This window comes from Dactylosporangium siamense, from assembly GCF_016862795.1.
Lineage (GTDB): Bacteria > Actinomycetota > Actinomycetes > Mycobacteriales > Micromonosporaceae > Dactylosporangium > Dactylosporangium siamense.
Map to the genome: position 1 here is coordinate 1 of NZ_BONQ01000183.1, position 16,843 is coordinate 16,843.

Annotated in this window: 16 protein-coding genes and 2 pseudogenes; 11 read left to right on the forward strand and 7 right to left on the reverse strand. The window is 68.2% G+C overall.

Annotated features, from left to right (window positions below):
- Positions 1–641 (reverse strand): tetratricopeptide repeat protein (locus Dsi01nite_RS53095; RefSeq protein WP_203854153.1); only part of this gene is annotated, 641 nt, incomplete at its 3' end.
- A gap of 34 nt (positions 642–675) precedes the next feature.
- Here Dsi01nite_RS53095 and Dsi01nite_RS53100 point away from each other — a divergent pair.
- The 3 genes from Dsi01nite_RS53100 (at position 676) to Dsi01nite_RS53110 (ending at position 6,252) form a co-directional block, all read left to right on the forward strand.
- Positions 676–3,924 (forward strand): RHS repeat-associated core domain-containing protein, encoded by a 3,249-nt coding sequence (locus Dsi01nite_RS53100; RefSeq protein WP_203854154.1) that lies wholly within the window; start codon positions 676–678, stop codon positions 3,922–3,924.
- Positions 3,925–4,002: 78 nt separating this feature from the next.
- A complete protein-coding gene (locus Dsi01nite_RS53105) occupies positions 4,003–5,124 on the forward strand; it encodes an IS630 family transposase (protein WP_203854155.1) in 1,122 nt (373 codons plus the stop codon).
- A 210-nt stretch (positions 5,125–5,334) separates the two neighbouring features.
- On the forward strand, positions 5,335–6,252 hold the full coding sequence (locus Dsi01nite_RS53110; RefSeq protein WP_203854156.1) for a pentapeptide repeat-containing protein: 918 nt from the start codon (positions 5,335–5,337) through the stop codon (positions 6,250–6,252).
- Between the two features lie 704 nt (positions 6,253–6,956).
- Here Dsi01nite_RS53110 and Dsi01nite_RS53115 read toward each other — a convergent pair.
- Both Dsi01nite_RS53115 and Dsi01nite_RS53120 read right to left on the reverse strand, forming a co-directional pair.
- Complete coding sequence (locus Dsi01nite_RS53115) at positions 6,957–8,105, reverse strand: TerD family protein (RefSeq protein ID WP_203854157.1); 1,149 nt, start codon at positions 8,103–8,105, stop codon at positions 6,957–6,959.
- Between the two features lie 236 nt (positions 8,106–8,341).
- The gene (locus Dsi01nite_RS53120; RefSeq protein ID WP_203854158.1) at positions 8,342–8,698 is read right to left on the reverse strand and encodes a PRC-barrel domain-containing protein; all 357 of its coding nucleotides are present in this window, start codon (positions 8,696–8,698) and stop codon (positions 8,342–8,344) included.
- Between the two features lie 399 nt (positions 8,699–9,097).
- Between Dsi01nite_RS53120 and Dsi01nite_RS53125 the strand changes: the two genes are divergently transcribed.
- Positions 9,098–10,270: a hypothetical protein gene (locus Dsi01nite_RS53125; protein ID WP_203854159.1), complete on the forward strand. Its 1,173-nt coding sequence runs from the start codon at positions 9,098–9,100 to the stop codon at positions 10,268–10,270.
- A gap of 259 nt (positions 10,271–10,529) precedes the next feature.
- Here Dsi01nite_RS53125 and Dsi01nite_RS53130 read toward each other — a convergent pair whose 3' ends face one another.
- A complete protein-coding gene (locus Dsi01nite_RS53130) occupies positions 10,530–10,700 on the reverse strand; it encodes a hypothetical protein (protein WP_203854160.1) in 171 nt (56 codons plus the stop codon).
- Positions 10,701–10,759: 59 nt separating this feature from the next.
- Here Dsi01nite_RS53130 and Dsi01nite_RS59245 point away from each other — a divergent pair.
- From Dsi01nite_RS59245 to Dsi01nite_RS58090, 6 genes and pseudogenes are all read left to right on the forward strand, one after another.
- A pseudogene (locus Dsi01nite_RS59245) lies at positions 10,760–10,837 on the forward strand (MerR family DNA-binding transcriptional regulator); the annotation flags it as partial.
- A 2-nt stretch (positions 10,838–10,839) separates the two neighbouring features.
- Positions 10,840–11,124, forward strand: coding sequence for a MerR family DNA-binding protein (locus Dsi01nite_RS59115; protein WP_203854188.1), 285 nt, complete (start codon positions 10,840–10,842; stop codon positions 11,122–11,124).
- A gap of 87 nt (positions 11,125–11,211) precedes the next feature.
- On the forward strand, positions 11,212–12,285 hold the full coding sequence (locus Dsi01nite_RS53140; RefSeq protein WP_203854161.1) for a hypothetical protein: 1,074 nt from the start codon (positions 11,212–11,214) through the stop codon (positions 12,283–12,285).
- A 239-nt stretch (positions 12,286–12,524) separates the two neighbouring features.
- Positions 12,525–13,022, forward strand: coding sequence for a hypothetical protein (locus tag Dsi01nite_RS53145; RefSeq protein ID WP_203854162.1), 498 nt, complete (start codon positions 12,525–12,527; stop codon positions 13,020–13,022).
- A gap of 76 nt (positions 13,023–13,098) precedes the next feature.
- Positions 13,099–13,503 (forward strand): hypothetical protein, encoded by a 405-nt coding sequence (locus tag Dsi01nite_RS53150; protein WP_203854163.1) that lies wholly within the window; start codon positions 13,099–13,101, stop codon positions 13,501–13,503.
- A gap of 55 nt (positions 13,504–13,558) precedes the next feature.
- Positions 13,559–13,939, forward strand: a pseudogene (locus Dsi01nite_RS58090) (RHS repeat-associated core domain-containing protein); the annotation flags it as partial.
- A 56-nt stretch (positions 13,940–13,995) separates the two neighbouring features.
- Here the strand turns inward: Dsi01nite_RS58090 and Dsi01nite_RS58095 are convergent.
- Together Dsi01nite_RS58095 and Dsi01nite_RS53160 are read right to left on the reverse strand one after the other, a co-directional pair.
- The gene (locus Dsi01nite_RS58095; RefSeq protein ID WP_239137133.1) at positions 13,996–14,238 is read right to left on the reverse strand and encodes a hypothetical protein; all 243 of its coding nucleotides are present in this window, start codon (positions 14,236–14,238) and stop codon (positions 13,996–13,998) included.
- Between the two features lie 134 nt (positions 14,239–14,372).
- Positions 14,373–14,561, reverse strand: coding sequence for a hypothetical protein (locus tag Dsi01nite_RS53160; protein ID WP_203854164.1), 189 nt, complete (start codon positions 14,559–14,561; stop codon positions 14,373–14,375).
- Positions 14,562–14,681: 120 nt separating this feature from the next.
- Between Dsi01nite_RS53160 and Dsi01nite_RS53165 the strand changes: the two genes are divergently transcribed.
- Positions 14,682–15,089 carry a hypothetical protein gene (locus tag Dsi01nite_RS53165; RefSeq protein ID WP_203854165.1) on the forward strand — a complete coding sequence of 136 codons (408 nt, stop codon included), beginning with the start codon at positions 14,682–14,684 and terminating at the stop codon, positions 15,087–15,089.
- 353 nt (positions 15,090–15,442) lie between these two features.
- On the opposite strand, the gene Dsi01nite_RS53170 is transcribed toward Dsi01nite_RS53165, so the two are convergent.
- Complete coding sequence (locus Dsi01nite_RS53170; protein ID WP_203854166.1) at positions 15,443–16,789, reverse strand: PASTA domain-containing protein; 1,347 nt, start codon at positions 16,787–16,789, stop codon at positions 15,443–15,445.
- Positions 16,790–16,843: the final 54 nt, after the last annotated feature.

Below are 16,843 nucleotides of genomic sequence, written 5' to 3' on the forward strand. Positions count from 1 at the left end.
GGCAGAGCTGCCTCCGCCTCTCCGAGGTCGTGCACAACGGCGGCCAACTCGCCGAGCGACGCGACCACCACGGGGTGGTCAGGTCCGTAGGCCGCCTCGTCAATCATCAACGCCCGAGTAAGAAGCCGGCGGCACAGCGCCGGATCGCCCGTCTGGCGGGCAATGCTAGCGAGATTGCGTAGGCTTCGGGCGGTTTCAGGATGGTCCGGACCATAAGCCGCCTCGTTGATTGTCACCGCTCGCTCCAACAGCGGCCGCGCTTGGTCTGCCTGCCCCAACTCCAGCAGCACCGCAGCGAGGTTTGTCATGTCGTTTGCCACGACGGGGTGGTCTGGACCGTAGGTTGCCTCGTTGATCGCCACCGCCCGCGCCAATAGCGGACGGGCGCGGGCTGGGTCCCCCTCGTCAAACAGCAGCAAGGCAAGCGCATTGAGCCGCCGGGCGACGGCGGGGTGGTCGAGCCCTTGGCTGGTCTCCTCCCCGGCCAGCGCCCTTTCCAGTAGGGGCCGCGCGAGACCGTAGTGGCCACGGCTCTGCAAGTATGCCGCGGCCCGATCGAGCAGCCACCGGGCATCGCTTGCCACTGGGTCGCCTGGCGGCAATGCGTCGCTGAATTCGGTCGCGGTCAAGACATGCGGCAACAACGCCTCCCAACGGGACCAACCGCCCGAGTTGGTGGCCTCTGCGGGGACGTCGGCCCGCAGCAGGGTCAGTGTCGACCGGAGCGCGACGTGCGGCTCTTGGTGCCGCGCGCGTGCGGACGGCCAGCTGACGGGCAGCGTCGACGCCGCCGGGACCGCCGACGAAACCACCCTGCTGTACACCTACGACCCGGTCACGTCCCAGCGGTCGAGCGTCATCGACGGCACCGGCGCTACCACGAGATTCACCTACGACGCGTTCGGCAACCTGAAGAGCACCACCGACCCCCTCGGCCGCACCAGCACGTTCGGCTACGACGCCCTCGGCGACATGACGTCGGCGACCGACACCGCCGGCAACACCGCCACCGCCACCTACGACGTACGCGGCAACCAGCTCACGTCAACCTCGGCGGCCGGCCAGACGCAGCGGTTCAGCTACAACACCGACGGGACCGTCGCCACCGCTACCAGCCCCGCCGGCAGCGTCACCCGCTACACCTACGACACCAGCGGCCGGTTCGCCGGCAGCACCGACCCGGACGGCCGCACGGTCAGCGTCACCCGCGACACCGACGGCCGCGTCGTCACGGCCACCGACGCCGGGGGCAAGACGTCGACCGCGACCTACGACAGCGGCGGCAGGATCCTGTCCGTCACCGACCCGCTGAACCGCACCGTGCGGTACACCTACGACGCCGACCACAACCCGGCCACCACGACCGACGCGACCGGCATCACCACCAGCGCCGCCTACGACCTCATGGGCAACGCGACCAGCGCCACCGACGCGGCCGGCGCCGTGAGCACCTCCACCTACGACGCCGCCGGCGCGCTGCTCACCGTCACCGACCCGGCCGGGAACACCGTCCGGTACGGCTACGACCGGCTCGGCCGCCGGATCAGCGCCACCGACGCCAACGGCGCGGTGTCCCGCACCACGTACGACCGCAACAGCCGGCCGCTGACCACCACACTGCCGTCCGGGGCCACGACCAGCAACACGTACGACGTCGCAGGCCAGCTGACCAAGACCGTCGACCCCAGCGGCGCCGTGCGCACCTACACGTTCGACGCGGCCGGTCGCACCGCGACCGAGACCGACCCCGTCGGGCGGGTCACCGGCTACACCTACGACGCCGCCGGCACGCTGACCGTTCTCACCCAGCCCGACACCAGCACGATCCGGTACGAGTACACCGCCGACGGACAGCTGGCGACGCACACCGACGCCGACGGCAACCGCACCACCTACACCTACGACAACGCCGGCCTCACCCTCACCGAAACCCGGCCCGGCGGCCTCACGACCGGCTACACCTACGACACCGCGGGCCGCGTCGCCACCGTCACCCAGCCCACCGGTGGCACCATCACCAACACCTACGACGCCGGCGACCGACTCACCGGCATCGCGTTCAGCGACCCGACCACGTCGGCCATCGGCTACACGTACGACGCCGCGGGCCGCCGCCTGAGCATGACCGACGGGACCGGCACCAGCCGCTACACCTACGACACGCTCGGCCGGCTCACCGGCACCACCAACGGCGCCGGCAGCACCGTCGGCTACGCGTACAACACGGCAGGCGGGCTCGCGTCCCTCACGTACCCGGACGGCAAGAGCGTCAGCTACGGCTACGACAGCGCGGGACAGCTGCTCACCGCGACCGACTGGGCGGGCAACACCACCAGGTTCGGCTACACCGCCGACGGCGACCAGGCCGGGCGCACCGACCCGAACGGCGTCGTCACGACGTACACCCGCGACACCAACGGCCGAGTCACGAACCTGGCACTGTCCAAAGGCACCACGACGCTGACATCGACCACGTACGCCTACGACCCGGCCGGGCAACTCACCAACGACGGCACGAAGACATACACCTTCGACGGTCTCGGGCAGCTGCGCACCTCCGGCACGGCAACCCTCGCCATCAGCCCCGCCGGCCTGCTGAAGAGGCTCCCAGACGGCACCACCCAGGCATACAACGCCGCGCAACAACTGACGTCCTCGACCCCGACGACCGGCACAGCCACCACGTACACCTTTGACGGCAACGGCAACCGAGTCCGAGCCACCACCGCAACCCGCAGCACAAACTTCGTCTACGACCAGACCGGCACCATGCGCTCCGCCACGTCCCTCGACGGGACACTGACCACCTACAGTGCCGACGGCGAGGGACTGCGGCAAACCCGCACCCAGAACGGCGCCACCGCACGCTTCGTGTGGGCCCAAGCCGGCGGTCTGCCGCTGCTGCTCGACGACGGCGGCCACCGCTACCTGTACGGCAACGGCATCACCCCCTACGCCCAGGTCGCCGCCGACGGCACCATCGAATATCTGCATACCGACGCACTGGGATCGGTCCGCACCATCACCGACGCCGCCGGCACTGTCGTGGCCACGAACACCTACGACGCGTACGGCGTGCGGACCGGGCACACCGGCAGCGCCGACAGCGCCATCGGCTACACCGGCAACTGGACCGACCCCACCACCGGCCTGGTCTACCTGCGCGCCCGCGACTACGACCCGGCCACCGGCCAGTTCACCACCGTCGACCCGCTCGTCGACAGCACCCGCCAGCCCTACGCCTACGCCGACAACAACCCGCTGCAGAACACCGACCCGTCCGGCGCCTGCCCCATCTGCGTCGGCGTCGTCCTCGGCGCCGCCATCGGCGCCGGCGGCTACATGTGGCAGCACCGCAACGACCCGTCCTACGACTGGGGCGCCGTCGGCGAGTCGGCCCTGGAAGGCGGCGTCATCGGTGGCCTCGCAGTGCTGGTCGCACCCGCCGGCGCGGCCGTCGCGGCCCGATTCGGGATGCAGGCCGGCTCAATCGGCTCGATCGCCACCATCTTCACCGTCGACGCGGTCGTCGGTGCAGGCTTCACCTGGGCGGCGAACAGCGCCATGTGCCGGCCGACCACGCCGACCGACCTGATCATCGGCGCTGTCACGGGCGGCCTGTCCGGTGCCGCAGGGCCGCTGTACAAGTACCTGCGCGGCGCACGGACGGCGCCTAGAGCGCGGATCGTGGACATGGCTGGCAAGGACATGGCCAGCCCGGACGCGTATGCCTTATCCCTGAAGCGACACACAGATCGGGCGCTCGATGAGTGGGACCAAGGCCTGCTGGGATACACCGCCGAAGATCTTGAGAAGATCAAAGCCAGCCCGAATGATCTGTCACTGAAGAACCGGCGCAAGGGTACGATCCTCGATCAGCGCGTCAAGCAACTTGCGGCGGATGATCCCGAGCTAGTGCTTTGACCGGAAACGTTGGCCGGGTTGTGTGACACGCCGGTCAGCGTTCCCGGTGTGGTGCCGGGTGGGGTTCACGCTGTCGGGATGGCAGAACCTGTCCGGGCTCGGCGGCTCTCTGATGACGAGGGCCGGCGATTACAGCAGATCGTTCGGCGTGGGACCGGGTCGCCGATCCGGCTGCGCAGGGCGATGGTCATCATGGCCTCGGCCAGCGGAAACACCGTCCCGGCGATCGCCCGTCTGGTCCAGGGTGATGAGGATGCGGTCCGTGAGGTGATCCACCGGTTCAACGAGATGGGGCTGGCCTGCTTGGACCCTCGGTGGGCGGGTGGCCGTCCCCGCCGGATCAGTCTTGATGATGAAGCGTTCATCGTCGCGACGGCCAAGACCAGACCAGCCACGCTCGGGCAGCCGTTCACCCGGTGGAGCCTGCGCAAACTCGCTGACTACCTGGCCCACAACCACGGCCCGCACCGCGTGGTCGTGGGCCGGGAACGTCTTCGGGAGCTACTGCACAAGCACGACGTCACGTTCCAGCGGACGAAGACGTGGAAGGAGAGCAACGACCCGAACGCCGAGGCGAAACTCGCCCGGATCGAGGAGGTCACCAACCGGTTCCCTGATCGGGTGTTCGCCTTCGACGAGTTCGGGCCGTTGACAGTCCGCCCGCAGGCCGGCGCCACGTGGGCGCCGGCCGGGCACCCCGACCGGCTCCCCGCGAACTACCACAAGCTGCACGGCGTGCGGCAGTTCCACGCCTGCTACAGCGTCGGCACCGACACCCTCTGGGGCGTCGTGCGCCGCCGCAAATCCGCGGCGAACACCCTCACCGCGCTCAAGTCGATCCGAGCTGCCCGACCGGACGGCGCACCGATCTACGTCATCCTGGACAACCTGTCCGCGCACAAAGGCACGGCGATCCGGGCCTGGGCCGCCCGCAACCGGGTCGAGCTGTGCTTCACCCCGACCTACTCGTCCTGGGCAAACCCGATCGAGGCGCACTTCGGACCCCTGCGGATGTTCGTCGTCGCCGGGTCGAACCACCCCAACCACACCGTCGCCACCAGGGCGTTGCACACCTATCTGCGCTGGCGCAACGCCAACGCCCGCCACCCCGACGTCCTGGCCGCGCAACGCCGCGAACGCGCCCGCATCCGCTCCGAACGCCAACGCCGATGGGGCCAGCCAGCTATCCGAGCAGCCTGACCCAACCCGGCCAACGTTTCCGGTCACAGCACTAGACGCGCTGATCTACCAGGCTCAGGGCTACCCCGGACCCGACTGGGTGAACTTGCGCCGGGACAGCGTCCGCGCCGGCACGCACGCGGGCTGGTACGACCTCACAACCACCGGCAGTTGGCGCAGTCACCGCCATTACAAGAAAAAGTTCGGCCCTGGGGTAGGTATCCTGTGGACATGACGGCGGGGGTCAAGGCGCTACGGCAACGGTGGGCCACACCGGCTCGCCAGCAACTGGCCGCCGAGGCCGGCGCACGGCTTCGCGGCGGCGGGCGGTTGAACGACCTCGGTCTCGGTGTGGTCGACGGACTGATCGATCTACGGGGGGTGTCGTTCCCCGGTCGTACAGTCCAGTTGGACGGTTGCCGACTCGAGGGACTGGCCTTGGACGCCGGCGACCTGACATCGTTCCGATTTGTCGACTGCACGGTTGTCGGCTGCCGATTCGACCGTGCGTTGTGCCGCGATTGGCGGATCTGGCGAACAGACTTCACGGACTGCTCGTTCGTCGGCGCGGATCTGCGTACCTCGTCGCTCGGCGCATGGCTGGAGGGGCAGGCCCGCGGCAACGTTTACGACCATGTGCGTTTTACCCGCGCGAAGATGGCTCGGCTTGGAAGCGCGGCAGCGACATATATCGACTGCGACTTCTCCGATGCCGATCTGACAATGGTGAACTTCTGGCAGTCGAGCCTGATTCGCTGCACGTTCGCGGGGAAGGTGAAACAGGTCGTGTTCAACGGCCGATTGATGGGCGAGGCCAAGCCCGACCCGAATCCGATGCTCGATATCGACCTGGCACAGGCCAGGCTCGAGGGCACAGAGTTCCGATGGATCGACCTGAGCCGAACCCTGCTGCCCCAAGACCCGGACCTTGTGCTGATAGAGAACGCCGATATGCTCGTCCGGGCCAACCTGCTGCTGCGAGCACGTGGCGATGTCCCTGAGGCGGGGCACGCCGCCGAGATCCTCCGACATTTCAGCAGCCGGCTTGGTTCCTCCGGCACAAGCCTGCTCAATCTGCGCGACGTCAGCTCGTGCGCCGACCTCATCAGTGAGGTCCTGCTCGGTGCCGGCGCACGCCGGCTTGGATGACTCGGCGCTCGCCTCTGGCCATCGCCAGCTGCACACGTACATGTTCCCCCACCCCGCGGCGGCAGGACGTCATTCGTCCCCATCACCACTGTTTCGGAGGACCTCAGCGAGGCAAGCGATCGCGGAGCATCAACTGGCCCATCGCACGGTGCCCGCGAGGCCGCCGTGACCCGACGAGCGCAACGCACCAGGCTAGGCTGCGTTGGCTGTGACGGACTTCGTCGGTTCTGGCCCCCTTTAGTTGATCGGATTTGGCCCCTGTTGCTCAGGTGGTGTGGAGGACGCGCTTGCGGAGGAGGTCGAAGTTGGCGCGGCCGAACATCTGGCGTTTCAGCATCTTGACGCTCCTATGTCAACGGGCGGCGGGGTTTGGCGCGGTTGAGCGCTGGGCTTGGTCCGGCAGCGTCGGGATGTCCCGGCTGGTCGGGTGGGTCCAGGTTGCTATCGGCCGGCGCTCGGTGCGCGTGGAGCGTTTGACGGTGTCGGCGAATGCGGGAATTTCGACGTTTGCTGACCACGAAGGTGGTGCCGCCGCCGGTCACGACGCCGGCCGTCTTGCCGAGTTGGATTCGGCCGGCCCGCGGGCAGTCGAGGCGTTGCGGGCGCCTTACACCCACGTGGACCGGGTCTGGCAAGACGCCAATATTCGTCCGGGAGCGGGCCGGACTCGATCGGGTGATCTCGGTCGAACTCTGCGGCGCCGGCTACGCCGTGACGGCCAGCAGCCTCGTCGCCAGCGGCTCCATGTCCTCCGCCTTTCTGCCGTCCTGGAACACGCCGAGCGCCTGCATCGTCCAGACACCAGCCGGCCCACGCCGCAGTACCGCCATCAGCACGCCCGTGGACGGCTCCGACTGGGTGAGGTCGAAGCGGACGAGCTCGTTGCCGCTGCGGTCCTCGAGCAACCGGCAGTAGGCCCGCCTGATCGCGGTGAACTTGTGCGAGCCGTAGCTGTTGACGGTGAAGACGAGGGCGTGCACCTCCACGGGGAGCAGGTCGAGCGCGACCCGGATCTGCTCGTCGTCGCCCTCTCCGCGGCCGGACTGGTTGTCGCCGCTGAGCTTGATCGCGCCGTCGTACCCGGTCTTCCTGCCGAAATATACGGTGACCGCCGGCTGGCCGCCGACGAAGGTGATCACGCCCGCGTCCAGGTCGATGCTTCTTCCTGCCTTCGCCGGATCCCAGCCCAGACCCATCCGAATGCGGACCAGCGGCGGCGCGCCGGTCTTCACCAGACTCACCGACTCGTTCTTGCGGAGCATCATCCGGCCCTTGTCGAGGTTGACCGGTGCAGGCGGCCCCGCGGCGGGCGCTGGCGGCGCCGGCGGGTCGTCGACCTGGATGCCGAACGCCGTGGCCAGACCGGCCAGCCCGTTGTCGAAGCCCTGCCCCACCGCCCGGAATTTCCATTCGGCGCCGCGCCGGTACAGCTCGCCGAGGACCATCGAGGTCTCCGTCGCCGCACCCGCCACCGCGAAGCGGACCAGTTCGGCGTGCGCCTCGTCGTACAGGCACAGGGTCAAGCCCGGCACCCTGCCGAACGCCCCCTCGGCCGACGCCGCGACCACGATCCGCTCCACCACCGGCTCGACCTGTCCGAGCGTGACGCTGACGGTGTCCGCCAGCCACCGCGGGTCCGTCCGCTTGCCCGCGTGGCGGACCGACCCGCTCGCGTGGCCCGCCTGGTTGTAGTAGACGAAGTCGCCGTCGCCGCGCACCCGCCCGGCGCCGGTCAGCAACAACGCCGAGACGTCGACGTCGGGCACGGAGGGACCCGGCTGCCAGCTCAGCACGGCATGGACCACCGACGCCCGTACGGGCACGTTCTGTCCCTTCGCGAGTATCTGTGCCATTTCGCGTCCTCCACGCCGTCGAGGTTGGGCGTCACCCTACGACGACGCGTCCACATCGTCTGTCAGCTGTCGGCCAGGAACCGGGCTTGCCACCCTTGAGCTCCGCCCCGCGACCAACGCAACCCGCATGGGTCCCGAACTGGCGAACACATCATCCGACCGTCGACCGGTGGGTCCCGAGTTCAACGACAAACGGGTTCCGTTCTCGGCTCTGGCGCAATCTCCGTGAATGATCATTACCGGCGCGCGAGGCGTCGTTCGCCACTGGCCCCTTGGGCGTAGACGAGGTTGTAGTGCGCGAAGATCCCCGCTTCGTCGCTGGCTGGGAGTTCTCCATCGGTATCGATCGACGGAGCGGCCTTGACCTGACTCTTGAGGTACCTCACTTTGAGGTAGCCGGGACCGACGGTGGCGTCGGTCAACGGCACGAACACCAAGCGGTGCCGTGTCGGCAGTCCCACTGTGACTGTGGCGAACGAGGGCTGATCGGTGGAGGTGTCGACATAGATCGACTCCAGCGTGCCGACCTTATGGCCGTCGGTGTCAACGACATCGTGGCCGAGCCATTCTCGGACATCCCCTGCCTGAAACACTCCGGCCTCCGATGCTCATCCCTCAATACAGCGGGTCAGGCGGCTGCCCGGACCAGCTACTGCCCGCGGAGTTCCCGCACCTCGTCGGGCACTACCCACAGAAGCGTCGAATCCACGTTGCAGCACCTGTGCTATTTCTCCAGCGACGCGATAGCTGCCAAGATCAGGTGCACGCACACGCCGCTGGTCTCGCGCGGCGGCGGCACCGTGGTCGTCACAGCGAGCGCCGCGCCCCGGCGACGCTTCCTGTCTTGGCCGATGAGCGGGCACCTGTGCTTGTGGTCGGGGCGTCCAGGGCTAGCCCTGTTAGGGTTTCTCGGCATGACCAGCCTGTTGCGGCACTCGTGCCGGTGACGGCGAGCCGTGTCCTTCCACGCCTATGGGCCGTCCGGTGACGACTTGGCCCTCCTCGACGACCTTCGCCGGGGTGACGACCATCCGCAGGGTCCTGACGAACCGTTCTGGCGCGCGCCGTACTCGTTTCTGTGGTCGGCGTTGTACTGCGGCGGAAACCTGACTCCGGCCACCGTCGAGGGAGTGCGGTACCTCGTCCGGACGATCGGAGAGCCCGAGTTCGGCGGCGAGGACCCGACGCTGCGCAGTGGGGCCATTTGGTTCTTGCGTGAGGTCGCCCGTGAGGTGCTCGCGGGCATCGACCGCGCGACAGCGTCCCGGCGTGACGCGCCCGACGTGCGTGAGTGGCTGACCAGGTATTTGCGCGAACGCCGCTTCGTCCTGGACTGGACAAACGCCGACGCGCCGGGTGAGGTGCTGCTGGCTGCGGCGCGCGTGGACTGTTTCGACCTGCTGCCCGAGGTGTACGCGACGATCGAGCCGCTGTTGAGCGCCCGGGTGCCGGCACTGCGGGGTTGTGCGGCCTTGACTGCCGCGACGTTGAGCGGCCACCCCGACCTGGTGGTGCATCGGCCTCGGCTGCTGGCGTACCACTTGGCGGAGTGCGCCTCGGCCGACGCGCACCATCGCGCCTCGATGCTGCTGGGCGCCGGCGAACTGGGCGGGGCACCGCGTGCGTGGCTGCGCGACCCGCATCCGGGCGTGCGGGTGTGTGCCGCGCTTGCTCCGGCATGTGCCGACGATCCCGAGGCGAACACCGTGCTGCTGGCCGAGGCGTCCCGGAATCCGGCCGTCATCGGCATGCAGGGGTTCGAGGGCATGATGGGGCTCTCGGCCCTGCCGTACCCGGAAGCCGCGCTCGCCGAACGGCTGTGCGCGGCCGTCCGCGACGTCGACCGCCTCCTGCCGGCGGCGATCCTCGCGGTGCCGTCTGACCCGACGTATCTCGACGTCGGCGAGCAACGCCGGGCATTCGGCGCGCTGGCCGAGCCGTACCTGCGTGTGGTCTTCCCAGACGGACTGCCGTCGCCGGCGGCGGTCACGCCCGTCCAGCGCCGGCTCGCCGAGATGGTCGCCCGGCACGCGCCCTTCCGCCAGTCTGACATCCGGGCGCTGTCGTCCTTGGGCAGCCACCTCGAAGCCTGGGATGGGACATTTTCACGGCTCGGCCTGCCCAACGACCGGTCGTCGTGGCAGGCCGTGGCTGGCGTTGCCTGAGCCGGTTCCAAGCGCCGGTCAGCAGTGGCGGGCATACCTTCGGACGCCGGCGTTGTGCGCCGGCTACAGCAGCACGCGGAGAGGTCGCCCGGGTCAGGCCTACCAGTTCGTCAGTCTGAGCCGGCTTTGTCGGTGAGAACGGGGCTCTGGCCCACACTTTTGTGAAGCCAGGCCGTGGGCTACCAACGGCTACCCGAGGGCCGAGCGTCGGACTGCACGAACAGCGCCGGCCTCGACGGCGCCCACATGGTCGCAGTGATCATTCACGGAGATTGCGCCAGAGCCCCGTTCTCACCGACGGAGCCACCGCGTGGCCACGTGACGGCTCGACGAGGTCGAGCAGCAGCGACCGGAGCCGGTCGGCATGTCCAGGTCGAGGTGTCACGAATCCGTAGAGCGAGACGGGCTTGGCATCGGTGGAGGTTGTCATGTCATCCACCCTAGAATCTCTCATCAGTGTGAGATTCAAGCAGAGGTGGGACGGGTCACGTGAAGATCGGGGAGCTCGCTCGCAAGACGGGCGTGAGCGTGCGACTGTTGCGCTACTACGAGGATCAGCGGCTGCTGACATCGCATCGCATCGCACCGCAGGCGGCCACCGTCACTACCAGCCCGATGCGCCGACGACCGTCACCCGGATCCGAACGCTACTCGCCGCCGGACTGCCAACTCGGGTCATCCAGGAACTGATGCCCTGCTTCGTCGGCGACGCCGGCGAGTTGCAGCCATGCGTCCTTGACCACCTCCGGGCACAACTGGCCGAACTGGACTCGCGCATGGCCGATCTCGCCAGGGCCCGCGCCGCCCTGGGTGCAATCGTCGCCTCGACGACCGGCACCCCAGCACAGCAATAGAGCGCTCACTGAACTGCCGATGAGCGAGCACCGTCCCGTCCGGCCTCCCTCTGCTGACAGGCGGATAGCGGATCTAACATGTTGTGCGTGGGATCTCGGGCGAATGTGGCGGTCCGGCAGGACGGTGTCTGGACACACCGCGGCGGTGGCGGTCTGGGCTACAGCCTGGACACCTTGCTGGCCCTCGGGCCCGATCCCGCACTGGCGGCCTTCCTCTCGCCTACGTTTCCGGTGTGGCAGGAACATCAGTGGTACCGGGAGTCCTCATGCGAGTCCGGTGCACTGATCGACGTGGACGCCAAGGAACTGCTGGTGTTCTTGAACGTCGACTACGACGAGCGCTGCGCCTACCTTGACGCCTATCGACGGACCTGGCCCGGATGGAACGTCCGCTGGGCATACAACGGCATCGTCGACGTGACGGACGCGCTCGGGCTGGACCGTGCGGTCCTGACCCGCGAGGCGTGGGACGACACCGACCTGTTCCGTTGGGGCCGACCGGACCCGCAAGAGCCGCCGAAGCTGCACTACCTGATCACGATCGAGGATGCCGCGTACGGATTGGCCGACAATGTCGTGCGACCGTGGGCGCTCGGTCCCGCTGTCCTGGAGCAACTCGTGGACCTGCCGCGGCTGTCGACGTGGCCGGAAATACCCCGAGGCGGAATGCACGTGGATCCGGCCGACCACACCGTCGGCGTGTGGTCCATCGATCCGGTCTACGGACTGGTCGAACGCTGCGGCGAGCGTTGGCCCGGTTGGACGGTGGAGTTCTGGCACGACCGTTACGCCGAGCAGCAACGCCGCTGCGCAGGCACGTTCCGGTTCCCAGATCCTGGCCCCGCGGTAGACCTGTGCGGATACGCGATGGCAAAACGAGTCGTCGAGCACTGGATCTGCACAACACCGCAGTTCCTACCCCACATACCGATGAGAACCAGCTACGACGGCACCTACGGTATGCGCTACGCCGGCCTGACCGTCGCGGACCTGCAACGGCTCGGGGAACTCATCCTCGGCCCCGACCGTGACCCGAACACCGAACTCACCGTCCCGGACGACTGGCCACCACAGTGGACCGCCTGGCTCAAGGCCAACGACTGGTGCCGACCACTCGACGTCGCCGCCTACGCCCGCGAGCAGCTCCCCTTCTACCTTTGAACAACCGGACGCCGCGGCCCAAGAAAGACGCGAAATCAATCAGCGCACGCCTGCTCGCTGACGAAGACGCCCATCGTGCCGGCCGATCATGGCGTCCGCTCATGGCGCCGGTCGCGCGCCACAGCCGAGCGGAGATCGCCACAGTCCGTAATGGAGTGATCGATCAAAGCGCCCGGGGATCAGCAAGATAGGTGGTCAGGCCAGCGGTCCGCATCGTTACAGCCGCGGTCAGGCGGCGCATGGTCGCCGCGGTCACCCATGATGTCGCTGCTTCCAGCGGCACGAAGGCATATCGGCGCACCTCGTCCGGGCTTGGACGGACGTGTGCGCGCGATGGAGACTTCCGTTCGCGGGTCGACGAAATCGTGGGCCTTCTGATCGCCTCGGCACTGGGTGAGTGCGCCGGCGGGACCTGCGACTTCGAACTCGACAGCTACTGGTTCGGTGCCTCGATGACCAACAACATCGACTATGAGTTGGGTGTGCGCGGTGTGCAGTTCCGGGTGCGTGGTGATATGACAGTATGGAACTCCCCGGAAGGCACGAATTCCTACATGGGTGAGTACTGGGTCGAGGTGTACAAAGACTGGAACTTTGATGACGAAGACCAGATCTGGAACATTGGCTTCGCGCCGTACAACGCGATGGTCGACTACGGTGTCGCCAAGGACTTTGCAGTCAAGGGTTACACTAAGCAAAGTTATGGCATCTATCCAGGTTCGAAGAACCATGCGTAGATCGGGCGTTCGGCGCCGGCTTGTCGCTGGCGCCCTGGCGTTCACTACCGCCCTACCTGCCATGGTTGGCTGCGGAGTGTCATCGCATCGTGACAGCAGGGCATTTGACGGTGCGCGCCGTGACGTCAGCCTTGAAGCGCTCGCGGCCCAACTCGGTGTGACGATCCCGGAGTGCGCCGTCGGCATCCGATACTTCGCAAGCGACGGTATCCAGGACAACCTGTACCTACGTTTCACGGCCGACTCGCCCTGCTTCTCCCGTTACCGCGAACGGCAGAGACTATCCGACAAGTCCGCTGGACCTGTCCAACCCCTCAGCTTTGCTGCCTCAGACGTCAAGGGTTTGGACTGGGGAATTCGGGAGGGAGTCGAATTTGACTTCTACCTGGCTGACGTGACGGGAACTCATCGTGATGTGGAGCTCTCGGTCTATCGCGACGAGGTCGATCAGCTGGTGTTGGTCTACGCGTTCGAGATGTGATCGATGGGCGAAGGTGTGCGAACCGGGGACATTCCGAACACGGGGTTCCGGGGACATGCCGAACACGACCTGTGTGCCCGGCCAGGACCGCCCGGAGCGTTTTCGCACCCCACCGGCCGTTCCGGTCCTTGTGCAACCGCACGATCTCGTCCTCGAGCACCGCGGGCGTCACTGCCGGGCTGGACAACGGCCGCCGCGACCGCGGCACCAACCCGGCCGCACCGTCGACCCGGTACCTGCCTACGGCGGCGCCCGCAACGGAACAGTTACCTGGCCCAGCAGCCAGGGCTTCCTCGGCGCCACCGCCGACAGCGTCGGCCTGCTGCAGCTCGGTCAGCGCACGTACGACTCGGCACTCGGCCGGTTCATCTCCGTTGACCCGCTGATTAACCTGGCCGACCCACAGCAGATGAACGGATACGCATACAGTCACAACAACCCGGTGAGCTCAGCGTACGGTCCGGCGACTCGGGAGAAGCGTACCGATGGGCATCAGCTTGGGCGGCGACGGGGGCGGGGCTCGTCGGGTGGGCGGTGCCAGGAGCGGTCGACGGCGACGTGCCACCAATCCGGCAGGGGGCCGGCGAGCAGGCCGCCCGTCGGCTGGTCCGGGTGCAGGCCGAGCGGCCGCAGCGCGCCGGCGGCGACGTGCAGACGGAACCAGCCGAGGGGGCGGCCGTAGTCGTCCCGGCCGCACATCACGTCGATCCTGACCTGGTCGTCAGAGAACGGCATCCAGTCGATGCCGTTCTCGCGCAGTCAAAATCGCAGCGCCGCCTGGGGCGACGGAGCGCCGGGAAGGCACTTGTAGCTGAACAGCGGGACCCAGTCGGTGTCCTGACCCATGCGTCCATGATGCCTCACCGGACTCATGCTCCACGTGTTCGGGCAGTGCAGCGGGATCGGCGTGAGCGCATGTGCGGTGCATCCGCGCGCGCGACGCAAGGCCCTGCCGCGGCTGCAAGGCAGAGGTTCAGCCGCAGCCGTACCTCTATCCGGTCGCCGTCGGTGAACGAGGCGACCTCGTCCAGATCGCCCTGCAGGATCTCGTCGATCACCGACCGGACCGGATCAAGCTTTGGCGCCTGCGCCGTGCGCGGCGCGGGCATCGCCGAGCGCCGCGCCTCCCGCACCCATGCGCCCGCAATGGTGGGTACATCGTGACATAGGGTGCGGTGATGGCCGACGACTGGACGCCCCCGGAGCGCGGGCGTTGCACCTGCGCGGTCCACCTGGAGCAGGTGCTGGACGTGGTGGTGCAGGCGGCCCGTCCGGACCTCGCACCAATGACGGTCGCCGAACTGCTGGGCTCCGGCGATCTCAAGGCCGATCCGCTCTCGGCGACGGCCCGTCGATCGGGTGCTGCCGGCTACCACTGGTCGCTCTGGGTCGGTGACACCGCTCGCGGGTACTACGACGACCGCGCGTCGCTGCAGCTCGACCAGGGGATCCTGGCGGCGCCAGGGGTCGTGACCGTCGAGTGGATCGAACGGGAGGAGTTCATCGTCGGTGCGCCAACGCTGTGTGCCGACGGGATGACCGCCGTGGTCGCCGGCGTGCTCGCAGATCCACGGGTCCGCAGGTAGAGCAGCTGCCTGCCAGACGCCGATCTTGGTCCCGCTCATGGTGCCGGTCGTGCGTTGCCCCTCTACAGCTTTGCCGCAGTGCGTGTCCACCGGAGTATCCGCAGAGGGTCCCGGGCTCGCTGCGTATCGGCGCCGGGCCGGTGCACGCGCGTAGCCGCGGATCCCACGCTCCGACCGAGCGAAGATAGTCATTGTCTCCGGCGGCGACTCGGCATCGCTGGTGCGCGCCTGTGCAGAGAACACGTCCACTGAGGGCTGGGCGGCGCCCTGCGCGCGGTGGTCCTCGGCCGCCTCGACGAGAGAGGCTCGACGGTCGGTTCGAGCAGGCATCTGCTGTATGCGACCCGCTGACCTCAGCTCTTGCAGCCCGACGAGCCGGTCGGCTCGCCGTACTTGACGACCTCCACCTTGACGTGGGTGTCCTTCGCCGCCGCGGTGCCCGCCTTCGGTGACTGCGCCACGACCAGCCAGTTGCGGTCCAGGACCTGCCGCCGTCCCTGCGAGGTGTGGTCCTTGGAGTCGGTGGGGTAGCCGGCGTCCTTGAGCTTGTCCTGCGCCTCCTGCAGGTTCATGCACATGACGTCCGGCACCGTGCCGGCGCCGCCGCTTGCGCCGCCCTCGCCGTCGGAGGGTTTGCGCACGCGCAGGGTGAGCTCGGTGTTGGCGTGCACCGTCGTGCCCTCGGCCGGGGTCTGCGACGCGACCACCCAGTTCTTCGGGTCCAGCACGCGGCGGTCCTGGCCGGTGTCGTCGACGAGGTGGATGTTGCGCAGGCCCAGCTGGTTGAGCCTGGTCTGGGCGTCCGGCAGCCGCTTGCCCTTCAGGCCGGGCATCTTCGCGTCGAACTGGGACGCCTTCGGGGCGGCCTTGTTGCCCCAGTCGTGCTGCAGCGGGTGCAGGACGCAGGACGCGAACGTGCTCAGCGTCAGGCAGCCGTTGGAGTCGAACTTGACCACGCCCCAGGTGATCGCGGCGAGCGCCACCCACTCGAAGACCCCGCCGAGGAGCTGGGCGCCGACGAGCCGGCCGCCGGCGCCGAGGATGAACGGCGGGTCGGCGACGACGGGGTACGCGACCCCGGCGGCGCGGTGCTCCACGACCAGGCGGACGGTGCCGCCGTGCACCTCGTAGTGCGACGGGACGAGCTTGCCGTTGGCGTCGTACGCCCATGAGGGCGGGATCGCGCCGACGGTCTTGTCCTTCGACCGCAGCACGACGCCGCCGCCGGCGAGCTGCGCGGTGGCGCCGGAGACCGTGGTGTCGAACGATGTCGGCGCCGCGGCGCTCTTGACGACGTAGAAGATGCGCGCCGCCTCCGGTGCGAGCACCTGCTCGGCGACGTCGGTGCCGCTCACGGCGTCGCGGAAGACGACGACGCCCTTCGCCGCGGTGCCGCCGCCGCCCTTGCCGGTGGTGCGCGCGGTGAGGGTCACGGCGCCGTCGTGCAGCACGACGCCCTGGCCGAGGTCGTCGGTGACGCGTGCGGACGTCGAGCTGTGCGACAGCGTGAGGCTGTGCTGGTCGGCCTTGACCGCCCGGTCGCCGGATTGGTCGAGCACGTCGGCGAAACTGCGGGGCGGCTTCGCGTAGGAGGGCACCTTGGCGGCCGAGCCGTCCTGGTCCGGGGTGCAGGCGCTGGTGCTGACGAGCGCCATGCACACCACGACGAGCAGGAATCGACGTGGTTCGCTGCGACCCATGAACGCAGTGTGCATGACGCCCGCCACCGAACGCTACGGCGTGCGCACGTACGG

What these genes read in the sequence shown, in the direction of transcription:
- Dsi01nite_RS53105 (WP_203854155.1), top strand. Translation starts at nt 4,003, where the DNA reads ATGGCAGAACCTGTCCGGGCTCGGCGGCTCTCTGATGACGAGGGCCGG.
- Dsi01nite_RS53110 (WP_203854156.1), top strand. Translation starts at nt 5,335, where the DNA reads ATGACGGCGGGGGTCAAGGCGCTACGGCAACGGTGGGCCACACCGGCT.
- Dsi01nite_RS53115 (WP_203854157.1), bottom strand. Translation starts at nt 8,105, where the DNA reads ATGGCACAGATACTCGCGAAGGGACAGAACGTGCCCGTACGGGCGTCG.
- Dsi01nite_RS53130 (WP_203854160.1), bottom strand. Translation starts at nt 10,700, where the DNA reads ATGACAACCTCCACCGATGCCAAGCCCGTCTCGCTCTACGGATTCGTG.
- Dsi01nite_RS53145 (WP_203854162.1), top strand. Translation starts at nt 12,525, where the DNA reads ATGGTCGCCGCGGTCACCCATGATGTCGCTGCTTCCAGCGGCACGAAG.
- Dsi01nite_RS58095 (WP_239137133.1), bottom strand. Translation starts at nt 14,238, where the DNA reads ATGCCGTTCTCTGACGACCAGGTCAGGATCGACGTGATGTGCGGCCGG.
- Dsi01nite_RS53165 (WP_203854165.1), top strand. Translation starts at nt 14,682, where the DNA reads ATGGCCGACGACTGGACGCCCCCGGAGCGCGGGCGTTGCACCTGCGCG.
- Dsi01nite_RS53170 (WP_203854166.1), bottom strand. Translation starts at nt 16,789, where the DNA reads ATGGGTCGCAGCGAACCACGTCGATTCCTGCTCGTCGTGGTGTGCATG.